Origin of the sequence: Nocardia niigatensis NBRC 100131 (genome assembly GCF_000308655.1) — a bacterium.
Classification (GTDB): domain Bacteria; phylum Actinomycetota; class Actinomycetes; order Mycobacteriales; family Mycobacteriaceae; genus Nocardia; species Nocardia niigatensis.
On sequence record NZ_BAGC01000109.1, the window covers coordinates 1 to 19,980 of the forward strand.

Consider the following 19,980-nt stretch of genomic DNA (forward strand, 5'->3'; position numbering starts at 1 on the left):
ACCGTCGATGTAGATCGAGCCCTTCTCCGGGCGCAGCAGACCGATCAACGACTTCAGGAACACCGACTTACCGGTACCCGACGGGCCGAGCAGAGCGCTGACCTCCCCCGACGGCAGCGTCAGCGTGACGTCCTGCCAAATACGCTGCGAACCGAACGACTTCGTGATGCCTTCGGTCCTGACCTCGACGCCCATGGCGAACTCCTTGATTCTTCCCCACCCGACATCCCAGCCAGAGTGGGTTTCATTTAGATTCCATTTCCGCGGAACCGGCGAAACTCGGGGACTGTGCACGTGAGTTGCGGCATGCGTGCGACACGCCACGAGAGAGCGTCCATTTCATGCGGTGGTCGCGTCCACGCCGACAACAGCTCGACCAGTGATCTGGTCACGGGATTGCGAGGGCAGTCGGCGAAGCATCACCACTGTCAGAGCGACGATCCACGAGCCCCATGTGAAAACAGCCGCGTACCAGGTCAGTACGGCATCCGGAGCAAACGGGCCATTCTTGGCGAAGATAATGCCGGCCTGACCCGGCTCCACCACGGCAACGGCGATGCTGAGCCAGCCCAGCCAGGCGGGAAACACCGCGGCCCGCCCGCGCTGCCGCAGAATCAGGATGCCGACGAGAAGCATCGAGAAGCCCAGCTGAGGCCAAATCAACATTGAGCCGATCCAGGCCACATCGCTGAAGGCCTGTGTGACATCTGGGTTCACCTCTCCCGCTCGATACACCGCGACGGCGAAGAACGCCAAATCGAAACTGAGAAGTATCGGAGAGGCCGCCAGACTGACGATCGCCACGACGGTGGCGATCCTGGCGCAATCCGCCTGCCAGAGCATGTATCCCAGTTGCAGCGACCACGCCAGTAAGAAGGCCATGGCGATACCGCAAAGCGTTATCCCGGTGAGAAAGCCCCTGGAGTGCGCCACATAGTAGTCGGCCGTGGCCACCGCAGATATGTCGAAATGCGGCGGTTGGGGCATGAAGACCTCCAGTCCAACGCCGCAGAACACGGCGAAGAGCAAGCCGTTCCATGTAAAGAACCGCTGCCAGCCCAAATCAGCGTTGAGCATCGTGAACTCTCCTTTCCGTGGCCACTCTCGGCGGCTATTACACGGGGGTGATATCGGAGATGAGCCAGGTGCCAGCATCGCGAGCCATGGTCACCCGCACGCGGCTGCCATCCAGACGCGGCCCCTGGTACTTGGTGCTGGTGGTCTCCTGGTTCAGGAACAGCAGCAGCGTCACCTCGTCCCGGCCGGCCGAGGCCACCGCGGTGCCGACGATCGTGGCCTTCGTAATGATCGAATCCCGGTGCGCGGCAGGAATGATCACGCTCGTTCCGAGCTTGGCAAAGTCGTCATGGAACTTGCCGGTCAGATTCTTTGTCGCGGTGGGGAATTCGCTGTCGACGGTGTCGAAGTCGTACGAAAGTACCTTCGGGACACGGCTTTGCGCGGAATCACGCGCCTCGCGCACGGACGTCGTGACAGCACGATGATCGGACACGCTGCGCTCGAGCAGGACCGTGGTCACTGTCGTCCCGCCCAGCAGCAGCCCGAGCACCACGGTCGACACGATGGCGGCGGTACGACTCAATCGGAACAAGGCCCCGAGACGACGGCGAATAGCAAGCCGCGCCAGAACACGAGGCCAGCGAGCCTGTGAAACTTGTTTCTGCTCTTCACTTTCGGCAACAAATGCTGTGCCTTCCTCGTCGACGTCCACGCTGTCGGCGAGTGCGGTATCGGTGGTCATGCGACGAACTCCACGTTCGAGACGAGCCAGTGGCCGTCGGAGTGGTCGAGGGTCATCTTCATGCGGTACACCCGCTGCTGTCCCTCAGGGGCTTCGGTGTTCTTGACCGTGGATGTGACCGCGGTCAGGACGGTGGCGTGCGCGTCGTCGATGTCGACGACACCGGATGCCTTGACCTCGCCGGTGGATTCGACCTTGCCGTTCTCCAGCACGCTGGCGAAGTTGGCCGAAATCTTGTCCCACTGATCGCGGAACGCGCCCGTCGAGTCGGCGGCGATGGCGTCGAGATTCTGCTTGGCCGAGGAATGATTGAGCGTGACAAGTTGCACGGCAATGCGATTCGCCGCGGCCAGCACCGTGTGATCGCGGTCGTCCGCGCGGGTGTCGGCGCGGAAGTCGAGTCCCAGTTCGGCATTCACACCGTTCAGAACCAATACCGCGGCGGCCATCAGGACTATCGTCCAGCCGAGCACCCGTCCGGGCGGCCGCTGCGGCGAAGCCGCGCTGTAGGCGTCGGGTTCCTCATCGCTGAGCACGGCAGCCTGATCTTCCCGCTCGGCCGCTACTTGATCAACAGTGATTGCCATCCCTGGTTCTCCTCTCCGTGGGCGGCGCTCGGAGCCGACTGCCCGAGTACGTAGGTGAGGCCGTCGGGGCCTCGGAAGGTGCCGTCACCTTCGGCATAGGGCACCGTCAGTGCCGCAGGCGCGGCCGTCGGTGGCGCCGCGGCGGGTATGGGTGACGTGGGCGGCTGCGGCGCCGCCGACTTCGGGGCGGCGGCCGGTGCCGAATCCCCCGGGTGCGCAAGCATTTCCGGCCACGTCGAGGGGAGCCCCTTCGGGCAGTTGGCGACTTCTGCCGTCCGTACGGAGGGATCGGTGGCACATGGCGTGTTGCGAGCGCCGCGAATGACCTTCGGGTCATCCGGAGCGATCTTGCAGTAGTTGTTCTGTGGGACGTCGGCCGGACCGGTATCCGACGGATCACGGCGCTGGGTGGCTTGGAACCCTTCGGTGCACGGCGGCGGATTCAGCGTGTTGCCGAGCTTCACGTCCAGGGCCGCCGCCGGTGCGAGCAGATTGCCGTCGGTTTGGAATCCTCCGCCCACGACGCTGTAGTCGACCGCGGCCGCCAGTGCGGGGTAGATGACCAGGACCTGTCGCAGCCCGGGGACATTCACCCGCAGCACTTGGCCGACCGTTTGCAGATCGGAGAGCATGGCGGGCAGCGGTGTGCTCAGATCGGCCAGGGTGCCTGCGACAGTGGTTGCCGCCGAGGGGCCTTGGTCGAGTACGCCGCGCAGGTCGGCGTCGCTGCGTGCCAGCTGATCGGTGAACGAGCCGAGATCGTGCACCGAGGAACGTAGTTCGGTGCGCACCGAATTGCCGGTGTGGAGCAAGGGTTCCGCGTCGTTGAGCAGCGTCACCGTCGGGCCGATGTCGGCCTGGGCGAGGTCGAGGAACTTCGCCGATGACTCGATCAGTGATGCCAGCGCCGGACCGGTTCCGTTGACGGCCTGGAAGGTCTCGTCCAGGGTGGTGCGCAGTGAATCGGTGGACACGCTCGCCAGCAAGGTCTGGGTCTTGTCGAGCACATCGCTGGTCGGGATCGGCACCGTGGTCCGCAACCGCGGGATTTCTGAGCCGTCGGAAAGGTAGGGCCCGTGCTCGTCCGATGGGACCAGATCGACGTACTGCTCGCCGATCGCCGAGGTGCTCTTGATGGAAGCGGCGGCCGCGGATGGAATATGCCAACCGTCACGCAGCTGCATCCGGACCTTGACGGTGCCGTTGTCGAGGTCCACTCTTGTGACCCGGCCGATCTCGACGCCGCGGTAGGTGACCGACGCCGATTCGTAGATTCCACCGGCCTCGGCGAAATCGGCTGTCACCGTATAGGTGCCGATGCCGGTGACACGTTGGACGCCGATGTAGTGGATGGCGCCGTAGACCAGGCTGACCACCCCGAGCACCGAGAAGACGATCAGCTGTCCCTTGATCAGGCGTGTCTTCATCACCGGCCTCCAATCCGATCGGCGTCCACGCCCGCCGGCTGCCGACCGGCAGCATCGGTCTGGGTCGGTGCGAGCAACGGGTTCACGACGCGGTTGGACATCGGAACCAGGTCCTTGAACGGAATGCTGCCGATGATCTTGTCGCGGATGGCTTCCACGCTCAGGTCGAGCGTGAGGAACAGATTCACGTAGTCGCCCTTGATGGCCTTGTCGGCGACCGTGACCGGAAACGGAAAGGTCGCGGCGACGAGAAGCGAGCCCGTCAGATCGGAACCGGCCGCGGCCAGCTGACCGAGGACGGGCTGGAGGTTGTGCAGATCGGAGGTCAGATCGTCGTGGCTGGACCGCAGTACTTGCGCCGCGCGCTGCCCGAAGGCTCCGACCCGGTCGAGCATGGTGACCAGCTGGGTCTTCTGTTCGTTGAGGATGCTCAGCGCGGGCTGGATCTGTTCGATACCGGTGCGCAGCGTGTCCTTCTGGTCCGCGAGTTCCTTGGCGAACGCGTCGAGACTGTCGATGGCGCGAACGATGTCGTCCCGTTGCGCGTCCAGACCGCTGACGAAGGTCGCCAGTCGGCTGAAGGACCGATTGACGGCGTCCTCATGGCCGCTCAGGCCCTGGTTCAGCTCGGACATGATCGTCCGAATCTGTTGCAGCCCACTCCCGTTGAGCACGAGGGACAAAGCCGCGAGGACTTCTTCGGTCGCCGGGTATTCCGAGCTCGCGGACAGCGGGATCACATCCCCGTCACGCAGCTGCCGGTCGCCGACATTGTCCTTCGGAGTGGTCAGTTCGAGATACTGGGCTCCGAGGACACTGGTCTGCGCCAGCCGCGCCGTCACGGTCGCGGGCAGCCACACACCCTTGTCGATCTCGAGCGTGGCGACCGCGATGTTATTGCGCACCGCGATGGAGGTGATCGTGCCGACGGTGACGTTGTCCGCCTTCACGAACGAGTTCGCCACCAGATTCTGGGTGTCACGCAATTCGACTCGGACCGTGTAGGAGCCGTGATGAATCACGTTACCGGGCAGGGGGATCGAGTTGGCACCGTCGAAACGACAACCTGCCGTCAACAGCGCGGCCAGGAGCAGAACACTGCCCGCACGTACTGTGGTGGAGGTTTTCATCGTCCGGCTCCTGGGATGAGCAGGTCGGACAGACCCGGAATGGGTGGCAGTCCGGCCGGCAATCCGGGCAGGCCGGTCGGTACGGGCGCGGGCGCCCAGCCACCCATCGCCGCTCGGGCCGCAGCGCCGAACAGGTCACCGAACTGCGCACTGGCGCGTGAGCATTCTTGCTGAGGCGCGTTCACCGTGGTCAGCAATGCGCAGATCAGCGAGACCGGATCCGGGAAGTCCGGCAGCGCGAGATTACCGGTGAGCGAGTGCGATTGAGGGTCGTAGATGTTGTAGAAGTTGTCGATCGCGGTCGGCGCCAGATGCAGGATCTCCGCCAGGTCGTCCTCCCGGTTGACCAGCAATTGGGTGATGTTGGTCAGGCTTCCGACATTCTTGATCAACGCGTCGCGATTGTCGGCGATGTAGCTTCGAATCTCGGGCAGCATCGCCTGGATGGACTGGAGTGCGGCCGCCACCTGAGTGCGGTTGTCGTTCAACAGGTTCGACACTCCAGCGAGTTGATTGACGAACGCCTGGACCTGGTAGTCATTGGCGGCCAGCGCCGAGACGACGACCTGCAGATTCCGGACCGTGGCGAACAGGTCCGGCCCGCCGTCGGCCAACGTCTGCATCGCCTGCGACAGGTTCACCAGTGTCTGGTTCAGGGTTGCGCCGTTGCCCTGCAACGCCTTCGCGGTCGCATCGGTGAAACGGGTCAGCGTGCCGGCGTGGTCTCCGGCCTTGGGCCCGAGCTGGGTCGCCAGATCGGTGACCTGCCGCTTGACCTCGTCGTATTCGATCGGCACCGCGGTCCGCTCGAGTGGAATCACCGCACCGTCGGCGAGCGCGGGGCTGTTACCGGCCTTCGGGGTGAGCTGAATGTAGCGACCCGACACCAGAGTCGGCGCGACGATCACGGCATGGGTGTCCGCGGCGACAGGATGCTCGGTGTCGAAGTGCAGCTCGATCCGGACGCGATCACCCACCGGGGTGATCGCGTCCACCGCCCCGACGGGCACACCACGCAGCGTCACCCGGTCGCCCGGGTACAGCCCCACCGAGTTGGTGAAGAAGGCGGTGATCCGCACGGTCGAACCGTTCGTTATCCACCAGGTCGCCGCGGTGCTCACCAAAGCCACCGCGACGAGCAGGGCGAGGATTCGGCCGGGCATGGGGATGCGGGATATGCCCGCGCGCAAGGATTTCATCGGTGGCTCCCTTGTCCGGGACTGCCAGGCTGCTGGCCGTTGAGATTCGCGGGGGCGATGTTCTGCAGCAGCGCACCGAAGAACGGTCCGCTGGCGACCGCCTCGCCGAGCTGCGTGATATACGGGCGGAGCCCGAGAATCGCGGAGTTGATGTTGTCGTAGTTCGTGTTGAGCAGGCCGACGACCCGGTCGAGTTCAGCGAGCATCGGTGCCGTCGTGGCGTCGTTGTCCCGAACCAGGCCGTGCAGCTCGTCGCTGACGCCCTTGACGTTCGTCAGCAGCGTCCGGATCACCTGGGCCCTGTCGTTGAGCGCCGCGAACAGGGAGCCGCCGTCGGTCATCAGTGCGGTGAGGTTCTGGTTGCGCTCTGCGAGGACGCCGGTGACCGAGTTGGCGTGCCCGAGCAGATCGCGCAATGCGCTGTCACGGGAGCCGATGGTCGCCGACAGTCGAGACATCCCGTCGAGCGAGGACTTCAGGTTGTCGGGCAGGGTGACCATCACCTTCGACAGGCTGTCGACGGCGTCGGACAGTTGCTTCTTGTCGGTGCCCTGCAGGCGACCGGTGAGCTGGTTCAGGGCCTCAGTCAGGTCGAATCCTGATGTCGTGCGCTCCAGCGGAATTCGCTTCACCGCGCGGCCGTCACCATCGGGACGCAGGTCGACGAACCGTCGTCCGAGCGCTGTCTCGACCTTGATCGCCGCCGTGGTTCGGCCCCCCAGGGCCTGCCCGTGCGGGTCGATCTTCAGCGTGATGTCGACATGGTCGCCGTTGAGTCCGATGGAATCGACTTTGCCGACCTTGATGCCCGAGATCTCCACCGCATCACCGGTATTCAGTCCACTGGCATCGGAGAACTCGGCCACGATCGTGCTGTGTCCCGGCCACCACGGGATGTTGTCGTAGTTGAAAACCGCCACGAGCAATACGAAGACGATCCCGGTGCAGACGAGTCCGAGCCGGACCGGATTGCGTTCGGAGAATGTCTGCTTCTGCTGCTTCGTCATTTGGCCTGGCACCTTTCGGCGGGAGCGACGAACATCGGAGTGTCCTGGTAGCTGCCGCCGATAGCGGGGTACCGGATCGCCAAGCCGCACACGAACCAGTTGACGAAGCTGCCGTAGCTTCCGACTCGCGTGATCAGCGGGTAGGTCGTAGGGAGCTTCCCCAGCACCAGCGATAACGTGCTCGAATCGGCATTGAGGTTGCCCGCCAGCTGTTTCAGGCCGTCGATGTCACCGCCGATCGCGGACCGGTTGTCCACCAGCAGCTGCGCGAGTTCACCTGCGCCCGCGTCGATTTGGTCCAACCCCGCGGTGATGGTCGCGCGATCGCTGTTCAACCCGCTGACCAGCGACTGCAGATCGACCACCAGATGGTCGAACTTGTCACCGGTGTTGTGAATCGCCCCGAGCGCGACGTCCAGGTTCTGGATCGTCTCCCCGATGACCTCGTCGCGGTCTGCGAGCGTATTGCCCAGCTGCCCCACCTGCCGGATGAAATCTGCGATGCTCTGCTCCTGGCCGTTCAGCACCGAGATCAGGGAGGCGGACAGTTTGTTGGCATCGTCAGGATTCAGGCCCTGCAGCAGCGGTTTGAATCCGTTGACCAGGCTGTCGATATCGAGTGCGGGCTTGGTCTGAGCCACCGGAATCGGGTCGTTCTCCGACCTGCGCCCGGACCCATCCGGCTGGGCCGTGACCTCGAGATAACGATCGCCGATGAGGTTCTTGTACTTGATCGCGACGGTGGAGCTGCGCAGCACCTCGACGTCACGGTCGACGCTGAACCCGATCTCGACGAGCTTGTCGTGCGCGAAGTCCACCGACTTCACCTTGCCGACAGGCACTCCCGCGACTTTCACGTCGTCGCCGACCTTCATGCCGGAGGCCGAGGTGAACAGCGCGTGATAACTGCGGGTGGATACGAAGCGCAGGTCTCCGACGACCACGACGAGCATCGCCGACACGATGGAGGTGACGGCCAGAAAGATCGCCAGCTTCAATCCGGCGTGGCGGGCGGTCATCGGGTCAGTCCGTAGATCAGGGCGGCGAAGGGATTGCCGATCAGGTCTTCGGGCGACCGGACCGGGCCGTACACCGTTGTGCCGGTGTTGAAGTCGGTGTGACCGAGGGGCGCGCTGCCCGGCCCGAAGGGATACCCGTAACAACTGGGCGGGTTGTCGGCACCGTTCACGGGAAGATCCTTCGCATAGGTGTACGGCGGGTCACCCATCAAGATGGTGCCCAGGGCGTTCAGGCCCGGGCGCCCGCCGCCGAACGCGCGCTCGAAGTACTTGCGAGCGTCGTTGAGAGCTGACAGGAAGCAGGGATACGACGGGGCCTGCTCGGCAAGGACCCGGGTCGTCGGCTCCAGCGCTTGCACTGCTCCGATGAGCGGAGTCCCCGAGGAGTCCAGAAACGAACTGCCGGTATTGCCGAAATTGGTGAAGGACAGCAGGAAAGCGCTCAGACTCGCCTGCTTCTCGACGATCGTGGAGCTGGTGGTCGAGAAATTGTGAATCGTATGCATCAGGTCGGGAGTCGCCGCGGCGAGGGTGTCGAGGTTGTCGGCGATCAGCGGAACATCGCGCTGCAGAGTCGGAATCGAGTCGTTGAACTGGCCGAGGTAACGGTCCAGGGCGACCATGAGGTCACCGAAACGACCGCCATGCCCGTCCAACGCGGTCCCCAGCGCGGTCAGGGTGGCGTTGACCTTCTGCGGCTCCAGGGTTTTCAGAACGGAGAGCAGGGTCTGGAAGATGTCGTTGATTTCGACGGTCACCTTCGACCCGTCGATCACGGCCCCCGCGACGAGCTTGTTGGCGACCGGCTGCTCGGGCAGCAACAGCGTGACGAACTTGCGTCCGAACAAGGTCGTGGGTGCGATTTCGGCGCCGATGTTGGCCGGCAGGCGTCGAGCCTGACTCGGTTCGAGATCGAGAGTGAGCTTCGCACGGTCATGGTCGAGGTCGATGGCACTGACACGGCCGATGACCACACCCTGCACCTTGACATCCGATCCGGGCGCCATCAGCAATCCCGCTCGATCCGAATACAGGTACACGCGCGTGCTCGAGACGAATGTTCCACTACAGGAGGCGATTGCGCCCGAAACAGCCACGACGAACGCGATCAGGGCGCTCAGGCCCAGGGTCAGTGCGCGGCGACGCGAGACTTCGAGTTTCATCCGGACACCCGTACCGTCGCGTGAATGCCGCCGTAGACGGCGATGCCGATGATCAGGTCGATGATCATGATCGAGATCAGCGAGGCGCGCACCGCACGGCCCACCGCGACGCCGACACCCGCCGGTCCCCCGGAGGCGTGATAGCCGTGGTAGCAGTGCACGGACATGACTACCAGGGCGAACGCGACCACCTTCACCAGCGACCAGATCACGTCACTGGGCACAAGGAAGACGTTGAAGTAGTGCGTGTACGTGCCCTCCGACTGGCCGGACAGCACGATGCTGACGAATTGCGTCGAGGCATATCCCATGAACAGCGCGATCGCGTACAGCGGCACGATGGCGATCAGCCCGGCGAGAATGCGAGTGGTGACCAGGTACGGCACCGCGGGCACCGACATCACTTCGAGTGCGTCGATCTCTTCGCTGACTCGCATCGCACCCAGCTGCGCGGTAAACCCAGCGCCGACCGTGGCGGTGAGTGCGACACCGGACACGACGGGAATGGCTTCGCGGGTATTGAAGAAGGCGGAGATGAAGCCGGACAGCGCTTCGATCCCAACCCGGCCGAGCGAGTTGGTGCCCTGCTGACCGACCTCGTAACCAGCCGCAGCGGTGAGGAATCCGACGATCACGATCGTGCCGCCGATGACCGCCAGCGCTCCGGTGCCCAGACTGACCTCGGCAACCAATCGGATCATCTCGCGGCGGTAGCGGCCCAGCGTCCGCGGGATCCATCCGATGCCGTGCAAATGGAACGACAGTTGATCGCCGAGTCCGGCGATCCCCTCGACCGGGCCCGATCCGGCGCTGAAGACTCTGCGCCCCAATCGTTTCCGGCGCAACGCGTCGGTGACGCGATAATCGCTGGTTGTACTCATCTCGTTGGTCCGTTCAGTTCAGCCACAGGGTGGTGATGATGGAATTGGCGAGGAACAGCAGCACGAAGCTGAAGACGACGGTCTGATTCACCGCGTCGCCGACGCCCTTCGGGCCACCCTTCGCATGCAGCCCCAGGTGGCAGGCGACCAGCGCCGCGAGGAGACCGAACACGCCGGCCTTCAACTCGCTCACCAGCAGATCCGGGATCCCGGTGAGGATCGGAATCGCGGTGATGAACTGACCCGGAGTCGCACCCTGCAGAAATACCGCGTACAGATATCCGCCCGTCAGACCGACAGCGGTTACCAGGCCATTGAGGAACAGCGCCACCATGGTGGAGGCGAGCACGCGCGGCACCACCAAGCGCTGTAGCGGATCGATACCCAGCACCCGCATGGCGTCGATCTCCTCGCGGATGGTGCGGGAGCCGAGATCGGCGCAGATGGCGGTGGCGCCGCAGCCGGCAACCACCAGAACGGTTGCCACCGGACCGATCTCACGGATGACCGCCATACCCGCGCCCGCGCCGGACAGGTCGATGGCGCCGACCTCATTGAGCAGCACATTGATCTGGAAGATCACCATGACGCAGAACGGGATAGCGATCAGCAGCGTCGGCACGATCGACACGCTCGCGATGAACCAGGACTGCTCGATGAACTCGCGGACCTGGAACGGCCGCCGCGGCACCATCCGCAAGGTATCCAGAGTGGTTCCGAAGAACTGACCCACCGCGCGCGGCACGATCGCAGCCTTCTTCGCCATACCGTCCCAGCGCCCCGGTGACGACCTCCCGCCGGACACAGCACTGCCCACCATGAACGAGCCTTCCCGCTCCACTCCTGGTCGATCGAACAGAAGTATTATCTACGTTTGATTAGATTCCCCATCCAGAGCGCTCCCACGGCCCCGAAGCGCAGGAGGTGCGCGAGCCGATACCGCGCGATCCGAACGGGTGAACTCCGGATGTGCCCCGGATCACATCGGAAGAGTAACATAAGTCGGCTTATCCGCAAGTGTTGCACGCCACTGGATTGCCTGAGGATTTTTAATTTAGGATAGATAAGTAATGAACCCGTCGAGTGAAAAGGGAGTGGTGCAGATGCCGCTGGTTACCGATCAACCCGAGGACTGGACCGAACCCGGTGCACACCCCATCGCGGACGGCATCCACCGCATTCCCCTCCCCCTCCCTCTCGATGGGCTGGGCACCGTCAACGCCTACGTACTGGAGTCCCCGGACGGGCTGGTGGTGATCGACCCGGGCTGGTATGGGCCGCGGACCGAAGCCGCCATGGCCGAAGCGCTGCGCCGGCTGGGCTACACGCTCGGCGACATCACCACTTGCCTTGCCACCCACCATCACTGGGATCACTACTCCCAGGCCTACGCCTGGCGCAGCACACTCGGCTGTGAGCTGATGGTGGGCAGCGGGGAACGCCACAGCATCCTGGGCTTCCGGATTGATGCCGGGCGGTTCCCCAATCACGCGCCGTTGCTGGCGCGCTGTGGCGCACCGCGGCTGGCAAAGGAACTCGCTCATACGCCGGCGCCCGAAAACGAAATGGGCATCTCGTTCGGACCGCCGGACCGCTGGCTCGACCACGGCGATCGGATCCAGCTACGCAGCGGTGAGCTCGAAGTGATTTCGACGCCCGGGCACACCCGTGGCCACGTCGTGTTCCACCACGCCGACAGCCAGTTGCTGTTCTCCGGCGATCACATCCTGCCGCACATCACGCCATCGATCGGTTTCGAGTGGGCACCGGAGGCCCATCCGCTCCGCTCATACATCTCGTCCCTCGAACTGGTACACCGGTTGTCGGATTCGGCCGTCTTGCCGTCGCACGGTCCTGTGACCCCGAGCAGTCACAGCCGAATCGACGAACTGCTGCGTCACCATCAACGACGGTTGGACGAAATCTGCGACGAGGTAGCCGCCGGAGCGTCGACCGCCTACGAGGTAGCCTGCGCCTTGCGATGGACTCGCCGGGATCGGCGGCTCGACGAGTTGCCGATCGACCATCAACTGTCCGCGGTGACCGAAATCCACGCGCACCTCGACGTTCTCGAGATGCTCGGCAGAGTCAGCTACACCGACCAGAGCAACGTGCGCACCTACGCCCTCAGCGCGTAATCCACTGCGCCGCAGACCCGATCGCATTCGGCGGACACCCGAGGTGTCCGCCGAAGCATGCGTCAAGCGTTCACCCATGCCGATGCGGTGATGGCGTCCACCGCCTGTTCGTATTCGGTCCGCATTCGTTCCACGATCGCCGCCGTGCTCTCGACCTTGTCGATCACGCCGATTCCCTGTCCCGAGCCCCAGATCTGGCTCCATGCCTTCGGTTTCGACTCGTCTGCACCGGAGCCGAACGCGGGGCCGGCGGCCGTGGGCAGACTGTCGGGGTCGAGGCCGGCTTCGGCGATGCTGCTTCGAAGGAAGTTGCCGTGCACGCCGGTGAAGTAGTTCGAGTACACGATGTCGGATGCCGTGCTCTCTACGACGCACTGCTTGTACTCCGGGGCGGCGTTCGCTTCCTGAGCCGATATGAACGCCGATCCGACATAGGCCAGATCAGCACCTGCTGCCTGCGCTGCCAGTATCGATCGTCCGTGCGCGATGGCGCCGGACAGCAGTAGCGGACCATCGAACCACTGCCGGATTTCCTGCACGAGAGCAAAAGGGGACAGCGCGCCCGCATGGCCGCCGGCGCCTGCAGCGACGGCGACGAGGCCGTCGGCGCCCTTCTCGATCGCTTTGTGCGCGAAGAGATCATTGATCACATCGTGCAACACGATTCCGCCGTAGGAGTGCACGGCCTCGTTGACATCCTCGCGGGCGCCGAGTGACGTGATCACCAAAGGCACCCGGTGTCGCACACACTGTTCCAGGTCATCCTCGATCCGGGCATTCCTCTTGTGCACGATCAGGTTCACCGCGAACGGCGCCGACTTGCGCGTGCTATCAGCTGTCGCATCGTGATCGGCCAGTCGCTCGGAAATCTCGGCCAGCCAGTCGTCCAGCATGCTCACCGGTCGCGCGTTGAGCGCCGGAAAGGATCCGATGACACCCGAGATACACTGCGCTACAACAAGTTCCGGTCCAGAAACGATGAACATCGGGGCGGCGACGACAGGTAGCGCCAGTCGCGAGCATAGGACATCGGGAAGCATTGGCTACCACCGTTCATAGTTCGCCCGACCGATAATCCGGTCGGCAGAGGATATTTTTTAACCTATGTTAAATTCAAGATTGAGCATGGTCAAACGCCAGCAGCACAACACTTCCGCTTGTTACTCATAAGTAGTTTAATTCATCATCAAAAAAATAACGCCCGATGCGCTACCTTGGGCCAGTGTTCAAGGCCAAGATCGGCATTCGAGGCCGGATCCTCTCCATTGCACTCGCACCAAGCCTCGCCCTGCTCGTCACCGGGGCGATCATCGCGGGACTCCTGCTCATCCGCGGCACCGACAATCGGGACTGGGCCACGCGCGTCGACCGCGACAGCGCACCCGGCATCGAATTCACGATCCAAATACAAGAAGAACGCCGCCTGACCCTGCTGATGATCTCGGGAGACGAGGCACGTCGACCCGGTCTCGCCAAACAGCGCGCGCGGGTCGACGCCGCGGTGGCGACCATCATCGCTGCCGGGGCGGCGTTCACCGACGTCGATCCAGGCCTGCTGAAAGACGATGTCGCGAAAGGACGTGCGTTGGCCGCGCAACTTCCGACCATCCGGCAACGCGCCGATGCCGGCACCCTTCCCGCCGCGGAGGCCTACACATATTTCAGCAGCATCATCAGTACCTACATCGGAAGTACCGAGCTCATCTCCCGCGCCGCCCCCACCCCCGACACCAGTACCGAGTTGGCCGTAGCGGCGCGGCTGCTCCGAGTGGCCGAGACCATGTCACGAGGCAATGCACTCGCTACCGCGGCACTGATACGCGGCGACCTGACGCCGGAATACCAACGGCAATTCGCGCACGACGTCGGCTTCTACCGCAGCGAGCTCGCCGCACTCAGCGGGCATCTCCCCCAGGCCGAACGTTCCGCCCTGGACGCCCTCACCACTGGAACATCCTGGCAGCGGCTGAGTGCGATGGAGGACGGGATCGCCGATCGCCCCGATCTCGCTGCTGCTGGCGGTTCCGGCTCGACCGCGGAATCCAAACTTCCACTCAAGGTTTCCGACTGGGAGGATGCCGCAACACAGGTCAGCGTCGCGCTGCTCGACCTGTGGCGGACCCACTATCGGTACGCCCTGCACTGGGCGCAGGAGGACGGCGCGCGAGCGCTGCGCCAGGCGCTTGTCAACGGAACTACGATCCTGGTGATCGCGATCGGCGCTTTCCTGCTCGCCGCACGCCTTGCCACGCGACTGATTCGGCGCCTGCGCCGCCTGCGGCAAGAGACGCTCACGCTGGCCGACGACCATCTGCCACAGATCACCACCCGGCTCCGTGACGGGCTGCCGGTCGCCACCGACGAGGCTGCCCGATTGGACTTCGGCGAGGACGAGATCGGGCAGGTCGCGGATGCCTTCAACCGCGCCCAGGCAGCGGCGATCGCGGCGGCCGTCGCCGAAGCCAAGACCCGGGCAGGCTTCAACGCGGTGTTCCTCAACATCGCCTATCGGAGTCAGATCATCATCCACCGGCTGCTGGCCGCACTCGACAAAGCCGAACGCCACCAAGAGGATCCGGCGCAGCTGGACCTGCTGTTCCGGCTCGATCACCTGGCGACCCGGGCGCGCCGCAATGCCGAAAACCTGATCATCCTCGGCGGTGGTCAGCCCGGACGCCAGTGGCGCACCTCGGTACCACTGATCGATCTCATCCGCAGCGCGGTCGCAGAAACCGAGCACTACCAGCGAGTCAGCGTCACCCGCGTTCCGGATGTCTCGATCGCGGGCAGTGCCGTCGCCGACCTCATCCATCTGCTGGCCGAACTGGTGGACAACGCCACGGCGTTCTCACCGCCGGAATGCCGGGTCGAGATCGCAGCGCAGGTCGTGGGGAAGGGCATCGCCATCGACATCAGCGACCAAGGGCTCGGTATGCCCGAGGACGAACGCGAACTGGCGAACGAAACCCTCCGCAACCCACCGGATTTCAGTCTGTCGAGCCTGACCGGCGACTCCAGGCTGGGCCTATTCGTCGTCGCGCGGCTGGCGCTGCGCCACCAGGCAACCGTGCGACTGACCGAATCGTCCTTCGGCGGCATCCGTGCCATCGTCTTGCTCCCGACCGCATTGTTCAGCGATGAACGGCAGGCCCCCGCGGTCACCCCGTCTTCGGAACCACGGGCCATCGCACCGCAGCCTACGACTACAGAGCGGACACTCGGTTCCTGGCCGAGTCCGAGTCATCACCCCACTTCCACTGCCACACTGTGGAACTCGACCCCCGCCCCGCTGCCGCCCGCTTCGGCGCCGGAAGCCCCTGACCCGGGCGTCACCGGTCCCGCACTCCACGACCGGCCACAGCTACCCCGTCGCCGGCGGCAGGCGAACCTGGCGCCCGAACTGGCGAACGGCCCACTCGAGGACTCCTCCACGCATCCCGACCCGGGCGGCCGGCACCGGGGTCCGGAGCGAACCGCCGACCAGGCACGAGACCTGATGTCCGCGATCGAGGCGGGGACCCGTCAAGGGCGCCAGCCGATTCCGGAATCCGACCCCTACCGATCCGCCCCCTACGACCATGAAGGCCCACGATGAACACTTCCCAGGTCCGCAACCTCGACTGGCTGCTGGACGACCTCGCCGAACGGCTGGTCGGCGTGCGCCACGCCGTCGTTCTCTCCACCGACGGCCTGCTGCTCGGCCGTTCGACCTCCATGGCAGTCGAGGAGGCCGAACACTTCGCGGCCATGTCCTCGGCACTGCACAGCCTCGCCCGGAGCGCGGGCCACCGGTTCGATGGCGGCGGCGCCCGTCAGGCCGTCATCGAACTCGACCGCGCGGTCCTGTTCGTCACCGCGGCCGGGCCGAACGCCTGCCTGGCTCTGCTCACGGAGGACGCCGCCAATCTCGGCATGGTCGCCTATGAGATGAACCAGACCGTCCAACGGGTCGGTACATTCCTCACCGCCGCGCCGCGTCGCCCCGGACTGGATTGGCACACCGAGCAGTTACGCTGATGTCCTGGGGCGCACCGCGATTCGATCAGGATGCGGGTCCGCTCGTGCGGCTGTACGCCGTGACGAGCGGGCGCACCCGGGACACGCGCCCGGAGCTGGACATGATCACACTGGTCTTCGCGGTGCACGAGGTTCACCGGGTCGGCCGGATCGAGCGCGAATACCTCGACATCGTCCGGCTCTGCCGGACCCCGCAGTCCGTCGCGGAGGTCGCCGCGCTCCTGGGCCTGCCACTGACGCTGGCCAAGATCCTCATCGGTGACCTCATCGCGGACGGACACCTGATCACCCGGTCTGCCGCGGCCCTCCCGCCGACCGATCTCTCCGAGTTGGACCTGCTACGAACGGTTTTGGATGGTATCCGCAAGCTTTAGCCCCGACGACTCCCCTATCCTCGCGGCCTCGGTGAAAGTCCTCATCGCGGGCGGCTTCGGCGTCGGCAAGACCACCATGGTGGCGGCCGTGAGCGAGGTGACACCGCTGCGGACCGAGGAACTGCTGACCGAACTCAGCCGCGACGTCGACGACCTGTCCGGCGTCGAATCCAAGCAGACAACAACGGTAGCAATGGATTTCGGGCGAATCACCATCTCCCAGGATCTCGTGCTCTATGTGTTCGGCACCCCGGGCCAAGACCGCTTCTGGTTCATGTGGGACGAACTCGCCGCCGGCGCACTGGGGGCGGTGGTGCTGGCCGATACGCGGCGGCTCGAAACCTCTTTTCCCGCGGTCGACTTCTTCGAACGCCGCCGAATGCCGTTCATCATCGGTGTCAACTGCTTCGACGGCGCCCCGCAATACACCATCGCGGAAGTGCGCCAAGCGCTCGATCTCGACGATGACGTGCCGGTCCAACTCTGCGACGTGCGCACTCGGGATTCGGCCAAGGATGTTCTGGTCCGGCTGCTCGAGCACCTGATCTCGCGGAACCCGCGGCGCCAGTGAGCGCCGCGGGCACGACCACCTACGCCGAATCGGCGGTGCGGCCGTTCATCGAGTCAACGGACTCCCGGATCTCCCCCGCGATCAAGGTCGGGGCCTCGAGCATCGGCACGTGCCCGACCTCAGGCAGCGTCTTCGACCCGATCGCAGGGATTTTCGCCACGATTCGGCGACCGAACCGCGCCGCTGGGATCACCCGGTCGCGCCCGCAGAACAATACTGTCGCCGGAACGTCGATGCGCCGCATGGCTTCCACAGCGGTGGCCTCGGGGTCATTGGCCACGGTGTCGAAGCAGCGGCAATGCGCCGGGGCCTCGATCGTGAGAGCGGCCAGCTTCGGAGAAACCAGGCCCGGCCGGTGAGCGAACGAACGCAGGAGCGCGCGACGCGCCATATCCGGCACCGCGGGATGGGCCGCGTACCGCATGGCTGGTGCCACCCGGGAAAAACTGCGAAACTTCCGCCGAACCTCGTCGGCGGCAGCACTATCGGAATGCCAGAGTCCAGCCGGCGCCACCGCGGTCACCGATCGCGCCCGGCCGCGCACCGCGAGTTCCATCGCCAGCCAGCCCCCGAGCGAGTTCCCGGCGATGTGCGCGTCGGCCCATCCGGCGGCGTCCATCTGACGCTCGAGGTAGTCGGTGAATCCGGCTATCGTCAACGCCCGATCGGGCTCCGGACCTCCCCAGTGGCCGGGCAGGGTCGGCGCGAGTACATCGAAGTCGGCACTCAGATCGTCGATGACGTCACCCCATGATTGCCAGTTGAGAGTGAACCCGTGAATCAGAAGCATGGGGTCACCCGAGCCTCCCCGGTATGCTGCGGGAGGGACCGCAGCCGAACGCTTCGTTGCGTCGCCCATAGTGCATCCTGTGGATCGGAGGCCCGGTCTCGATTCAGACAGGCCGACGCAATATCATATAACAAAGATTCGAAAATATTCGTTAAATCGAGCAAACCGGCCAGGTCATCAGAAAGCTCACCAGCGGGCTGGCTTATAGTTGAACCGTGGCTAGAAAACCTAAGGTGCAGCAGAACGCGGCAGACGACGATCACTCGTCGGAGTCCAAGTCGGCCAAGACCCGCCAACGCATCCTGGACGCCGCTGCCCACGTACTGAGCATGAAGGGCTACTCCGGGACGCGGCTGAGCGATGTCGCCGAGTATGCCGAGCTCCAGGCTCCTGCGATCTACTACTACTTCCCCTCACGCGAGGAACTCATCGAGGAGGTCATGTGGAGCGGGATCGCCGAGATGGTGAAACATCTGGCAGGCGTCCTCGACGGCATCCCCAGTGACGTCACGCCGATCGATCGCATCATGATCGCCATCGACGCGCACCTCCGACACGAGCTCGAGTTATCCGACTACGCGACGGCCGCGATTCGCAACAGCGGCCAGGTCCCCGAGCACCTCCGCGCCCGCCAACTCGCGGAAGAGGCGAACTACGGCACGTTGTGGCGCAAGTTGATCAAGGACGCCGCCGCCGAGGGGCAGATCCGAGACGACCTGGATCTGCATGTCACGCAGATGCTCATCATGGGGTCACTGAACTGGGCTGCGGAGTGGTGGACACCCCGGCGAGGATCATTGGAGACCGTCATCCGCACGGCGCAGTCACTGATTCGCACCGGGATTGCGACAGCCGCTGCGGCCGAAGAACCCGCGACGTCACCGCGGCGCAGGCGGGCGCCGCGGAAGACGACGGTCAGGCCCGCAGCCGAATCCGCCTGAGCCGCACGGCAGTCAGCGCAAGATCCAGAGCGCCTCTGTCGGACACCCCTGCACGGCTTCCTCGACAGCGGCGAGCTCGTCGTCGGTGATGTCCTCCTTGAGCTGGACGAGTTCGCCATTGTCATCGATCTCGAAGAACGCCGGAGCCAGCGACTCACAGATGCCCAGACCTGTGCACTTGCTCCGATCGACGACGACCTTCATCATTTCCTCCTTTGATGCTATGTTTTGAATCGAAGATAAATTAGATTTCCTGCTCGGTCAATACGCGAGGAGCCGATGACCACCACCTCTCCGATGAACGCCACCCGGGAGCGCATCCTCGCCGCGGCCGCGCACATTCTCAGCCGCCGCGGTGTCGCAGGAACCCGCCTCGCCGACATCGCCGCGCACGCCGAGCTGCGCGCGCCCGCCGTCTACTACTACTTCCGATCACGCAATGAGCTGATCGCCGAGGTGATGCGGGAAGGGCAGCGCCGGGTCCGCGAACACGTCCAGCACACGATCACCTCGGCGCCACCGGGGGCTCCGGTGGTCGAGGTGATCGATGCCGCCGTCGAGGCGCATCTGCGGATCGAACTAGGGTTGTCCGATTTTGCGTCCGCCGTGACGCGCAATGCCGGCCAGCTACCCCCGGAGATCGTCGAGTCCCTGCGTCTGGAAAGCACTGCGTATCACGCAATCTGGCGCACCCTGCTGGAGCGGCTCGCGGAGTCCGGCGAGCTGCGTCCGGGACTGGACATCGGGATAGCTCGCATGCTGGTGATCGGGGCGCTCAACTGGACCGCAGAATGGTGGAATCCCGACCACGGCTCACTGGACAGCCTGGTCGCGACCGCGCAGTCGATCGTGCGGAACAGCGTAGCCATCCACGACGCACCGGATCAGCAGCTGCGCGAGCACCCCCGGCCTGGCAGCACCCGATCGACACGTCGCAGTTTTTAGTCTACATTAAATTAATCAATGTCACTTCT

Annotated in this window: 22 protein-coding genes; 7 read left to right on the forward strand and 15 right to left on the reverse strand. The window is 64.5% G+C overall.

Features of this window, described 5'->3' with window-relative positions; translation table 11 throughout:
- The 12 genes from ON33_RS33060 to ON33_RS33115 all read right to left on the reverse strand — a co-directional run.
- Positions 1 to 195 (reverse strand): ATP-binding cassette domain-containing protein (locus ON33_RS33060; protein WP_040863092.1); only part of this gene is annotated, 195 nt, incomplete at its 3' end.
- Between the two features lie 144 nt (positions 196 to 339).
- Positions 340 to 1,077 carry a hypothetical protein gene (locus ON33_RS33065; RefSeq protein ID WP_040863093.1) on the reverse strand — a complete coding sequence of 246 codons (738 nt, stop codon included), beginning with the start codon at positions 1,075 to 1,077 and terminating at the stop codon, positions 340 to 342.
- Between the two features lie 37 nt (positions 1,078 to 1,114).
- Positions 1,115 to 1,762 carry an Rv1363c family protein gene (locus ON33_RS33070; protein WP_157184850.1) on the reverse strand — a complete coding sequence of 216 codons (648 nt, stop codon included), beginning with the start codon at positions 1,760 to 1,762 and terminating at the stop codon, positions 1,115 to 1,117.
- Positions 1,759 to 2,349, reverse strand: a complete 591-nt coding sequence (locus ON33_RS33075; protein WP_040863094.1) for an Rv1363c family protein — start codon at positions 2,347 to 2,349, stop codon at positions 1,759 to 1,761. Before ON33_RS33075 ends, ON33_RS33070 begins: the two co-directional genes overlap by 4 nt.
- Complete coding sequence (locus tag ON33_RS33080) at positions 2,325 to 3,776, reverse strand: MCE family protein (RefSeq protein WP_040863095.1); 1,452 nt, start codon at positions 3,774 to 3,776, stop codon at positions 2,325 to 2,327. Before ON33_RS33080 ends, ON33_RS33075 begins: the two co-directional genes overlap by 25 nt.
- Positions 3,776 to 4,906 (reverse strand): MCE family protein, encoded by a 1,131-nt coding sequence (locus ON33_RS33085; protein WP_051153274.1) that lies wholly within the window; start codon positions 4,904 to 4,906, stop codon positions 3,776 to 3,778. The genes ON33_RS33080 and ON33_RS33085 overlap by 1 nt, the downstream gene beginning before the upstream one ends.
- Positions 4,903 to 6,105: an MCE family protein gene (locus ON33_RS33090; protein WP_040863096.1), complete on the reverse strand. Its 1,203-nt coding sequence runs from the start codon at positions 6,103 to 6,105 to the stop codon at positions 4,903 to 4,905. The genes ON33_RS33085 and ON33_RS33090 overlap by 4 nt, the downstream gene beginning before the upstream one ends.
- Positions 6,102 to 7,112, reverse strand: coding sequence for an MCE family protein (locus tag ON33_RS33095; protein WP_040863097.1), 1,011 nt, complete (start codon positions 7,110 to 7,112; stop codon positions 6,102 to 6,104). Before ON33_RS33095 ends, ON33_RS33090 begins: the two co-directional genes overlap by 4 nt.
- The gene (locus tag ON33_RS33100) at positions 7,109 to 8,131 is read right to left on the reverse strand and encodes an MCE family protein (protein WP_040863098.1); all 1,023 of its coding nucleotides are present in this window, start codon (positions 8,129 to 8,131) and stop codon (positions 7,109 to 7,111) included. The genes ON33_RS33095 and ON33_RS33100 overlap by 4 nt, the downstream gene beginning before the upstream one ends.
- The gene (locus tag ON33_RS33105; RefSeq protein ID WP_040863099.1) at positions 8,128 to 9,294 is read right to left on the reverse strand and encodes an MCE family protein; all 1,167 of its coding nucleotides are present in this window, start codon (positions 9,292 to 9,294) and stop codon (positions 8,128 to 8,130) included. The genes ON33_RS33100 and ON33_RS33105 overlap by 4 nt, the downstream gene beginning before the upstream one ends.
- Entirely contained in the window at positions 9,291 to 10,175 is an 885-nt protein-coding gene (locus tag ON33_RS33110) for an MlaE family ABC transporter permease (protein WP_040863100.1), read from the reverse strand. The genes ON33_RS33105 and ON33_RS33110 overlap by 4 nt, the downstream gene beginning before the upstream one ends.
- Before the next feature lie 13 nt (positions 10,176 to 10,188).
- Entirely contained in the window at positions 10,189 to 10,941 is a 753-nt protein-coding gene (locus ON33_RS33115) for an MlaE family ABC transporter permease (RefSeq protein ID WP_040863101.1), read from the reverse strand.
- Positions 10,942 to 11,278: 337 nt separating this feature from the next.
- On the opposite strand from ON33_RS33115, the gene ON33_RS33120 reads away from it, so the two are divergent.
- Positions 11,279 to 12,313, forward strand: coding sequence for an MBL fold metallo-hydrolase (locus ON33_RS33120; RefSeq protein ID WP_040863159.1), 1,035 nt, complete (start codon positions 11,279 to 11,281; stop codon positions 12,311 to 12,313).
- Positions 12,314 to 12,375: 62 nt separating this feature from the next.
- On the opposite strand, the gene ON33_RS33125 is transcribed toward ON33_RS33120, so the two are convergent.
- Entirely contained in the window at positions 12,376 to 13,353 is a 978-nt protein-coding gene (locus ON33_RS33125; RefSeq protein ID WP_040863102.1) for an NAD(P)H-dependent flavin oxidoreductase, read from the reverse strand.
- Positions 13,354 to 13,535: 182 nt separating this feature from the next.
- On the opposite strand from ON33_RS33125, the gene ON33_RS33130 reads away from it, so the two are divergent.
- Genes ON33_RS33130 through ON33_RS33145 form a run of 4 tightly spaced genes read left to right on the forward strand, consistent with a single transcriptional unit; the run spans position 13,536 to position 17,275 of the window.
- Complete coding sequence (locus ON33_RS33130) at positions 13,536 to 15,908, forward strand: sensor histidine kinase (RefSeq protein ID WP_051153276.1); 2,373 nt, start codon at positions 13,536 to 13,538, stop codon at positions 15,906 to 15,908.
- Positions 15,905 to 16,330 (forward strand): roadblock/LC7 domain-containing protein, encoded by a 426-nt coding sequence (locus ON33_RS33135; protein ID WP_040863104.1) that lies wholly within the window; start codon positions 15,905 to 15,907, stop codon positions 16,328 to 16,330. Before ON33_RS33130 ends, ON33_RS33135 begins: the two co-directional genes overlap by 4 nt.
- Positions 16,330 to 16,704 carry a DUF742 domain-containing protein gene (locus tag ON33_RS33140; protein WP_040863105.1) on the forward strand — a complete coding sequence of 125 codons (375 nt, stop codon included), beginning with the start codon at positions 16,330 to 16,332 and terminating at the stop codon, positions 16,702 to 16,704. The genes ON33_RS33135 and ON33_RS33140 overlap by 1 nt, the downstream gene beginning before the upstream one ends.
- Positions 16,685 to 17,275 (forward strand): GTP-binding protein, encoded by a 591-nt coding sequence (locus ON33_RS33145; protein WP_040863106.1) that lies wholly within the window; start codon positions 16,685 to 16,687, stop codon positions 17,273 to 17,275. Before ON33_RS33140 ends, ON33_RS33145 begins: the two co-directional genes overlap by 20 nt.
- 19 nt (positions 17,276 to 17,294) lie before the next feature.
- On the opposite strand, the gene ON33_RS33150 is transcribed toward ON33_RS33145, so the two are convergent.
- Complete coding sequence (locus ON33_RS33150; RefSeq protein WP_051153277.1) at positions 17,295 to 18,065, reverse strand: alpha/beta fold hydrolase; 771 nt, start codon at positions 18,063 to 18,065, stop codon at positions 17,295 to 17,297.
- Positions 18,066 to 18,280: 215 nt separating this feature from the next.
- Between ON33_RS33150 and ON33_RS33155 the strand changes: the two genes are divergently transcribed.
- On the forward strand, positions 18,281 to 19,006 hold the full coding sequence (locus ON33_RS33155) for a TetR/AcrR family transcriptional regulator (RefSeq protein WP_051153278.1): 726 nt from the start codon (positions 18,281 to 18,283) through the stop codon (positions 19,004 to 19,006).
- 12 nt (positions 19,007 to 19,018) lie between these two features.
- Here ON33_RS33155 and ON33_RS33160 read toward each other — a convergent pair whose 3' ends face one another.
- Positions 19,019 to 19,210, reverse strand: a complete 192-nt coding sequence (locus ON33_RS33160) for a ferredoxin (protein WP_040863162.1) — start codon at positions 19,208 to 19,210, stop codon at positions 19,019 to 19,021.
- 75 nt (positions 19,211 to 19,285) lie between these two features.
- On the opposite strand from ON33_RS33160, the gene ON33_RS33165 reads away from it, so the two are divergent.
- Positions 19,286 to 19,951, forward strand: a complete 666-nt coding sequence (locus ON33_RS33165; protein ID WP_063711127.1) for a TetR/AcrR family transcriptional regulator — start codon at positions 19,286 to 19,288, stop codon at positions 19,949 to 19,951.
- Positions 19,952 to 19,980 lie beyond the last annotated feature (29 nt).

Bases quoted from the DNA above. Each gene is read 5' to 3' on its own strand.
- ON33_RS33075 (WP_040863094.1), bottom strand. From the start codon at position 2,349: ATGGCAATCACTGTTGATCAAGTAGCGGCCGAGCGGGAAGATCAGGCT.
- ON33_RS33095 (WP_040863097.1), bottom strand. From the start codon at position 7,112: ATGACGAAGCAGCAGAAGCAGACATTCTCCGAACGCAATCCGGTCCGG.
- ON33_RS33160 (WP_040863162.1), bottom strand. From the start codon at position 19,210: ATGAAGGTCGTCGTCGATCGGAGCAAGTGCACAGGTCTGGGCATCTGT.
- ON33_RS33145 (WP_040863106.1), top strand. From the start codon at position 16,685: ATGGTATCCGCAAGCTTTAGCCCCGACGACTCCCCTATCCTCGCGGCC.
- ON33_RS33140 (WP_040863105.1), top strand. From the start codon at position 16,330: ATGTCCTGGGGCGCACCGCGATTCGATCAGGATGCGGGTCCGCTCGTG.
- ON33_RS33165 (WP_063711127.1), top strand. From the start codon at position 19,286: ATGACCACCACCTCTCCGATGAACGCCACCCGGGAGCGCATCCTCGCC.
- ON33_RS33150 (WP_051153277.1), bottom strand. From the start codon at position 18,065: ATGCTTCTGATTCACGGGTTCACTCTCAACTGGCAATCATGGGGTGAC.
- ON33_RS33115 (WP_040863101.1), bottom strand. From the start codon at position 10,941: ATGGCGAAGAAGGCTGCGATCGTGCCGCGCGCGGTGGGTCAGTTCTTC.
- ON33_RS33110 (WP_040863100.1), bottom strand. From the start codon at position 10,175: ATGAGTACAACCAGCGATTATCGCGTCACCGACGCGTTGCGCCGGAAA.
- ON33_RS33120 (WP_040863159.1), top strand. From the start codon at position 11,279: ATGCCGCTGGTTACCGATCAACCCGAGGACTGGACCGAACCCGGTGCA.
- ON33_RS33125 (WP_040863102.1), bottom strand. From the start codon at position 13,353: ATGCTTCCCGATGTCCTATGCTCGCGACTGGCGCTACCTGTCGTCGCC.
- ON33_RS33085 (WP_051153274.1), bottom strand. From the start codon at position 4,906: ATGAAAACCTCCACCACAGTACGTGCGGGCAGTGTTCTGCTCCTGGCC.
- ON33_RS33080 (WP_040863095.1), bottom strand. From the start codon at position 3,776: ATGAAGACACGCCTGATCAAGGGACAGCTGATCGTCTTCTCGGTGCTC.
- ON33_RS33090 (WP_040863096.1), bottom strand. From the start codon at position 6,105: ATGAAATCCTTGCGCGCGGGCATATCCCGCATCCCCATGCCCGGCCGA.
- ON33_RS33105 (WP_040863099.1), bottom strand. From the start codon at position 9,294: ATGAAACTCGAAGTCTCGCGTCGCCGCGCACTGACCCTGGGCCTGAGC.
- ON33_RS33065 (WP_040863093.1), bottom strand. From the start codon at position 1,077: ATGCTCAACGCTGATTTGGGCTGGCAGCGGTTCTTTACATGGAACGGC.
- ON33_RS33100 (WP_040863098.1), bottom strand. From the start codon at position 8,131: ATGACCGCCCGCCACGCCGGATTGAAGCTGGCGATCTTTCTGGCCGTC.
- ON33_RS33135 (WP_040863104.1), top strand. From the start codon at position 15,905: ATGAACACTTCCCAGGTCCGCAACCTCGACTGGCTGCTGGACGACCTC.
- ON33_RS33070 (WP_157184850.1), bottom strand. From the start codon at position 1,762: ATGACCACCGATACCGCACTCGCCGACAGCGTGGACGTCGACGAGGAA.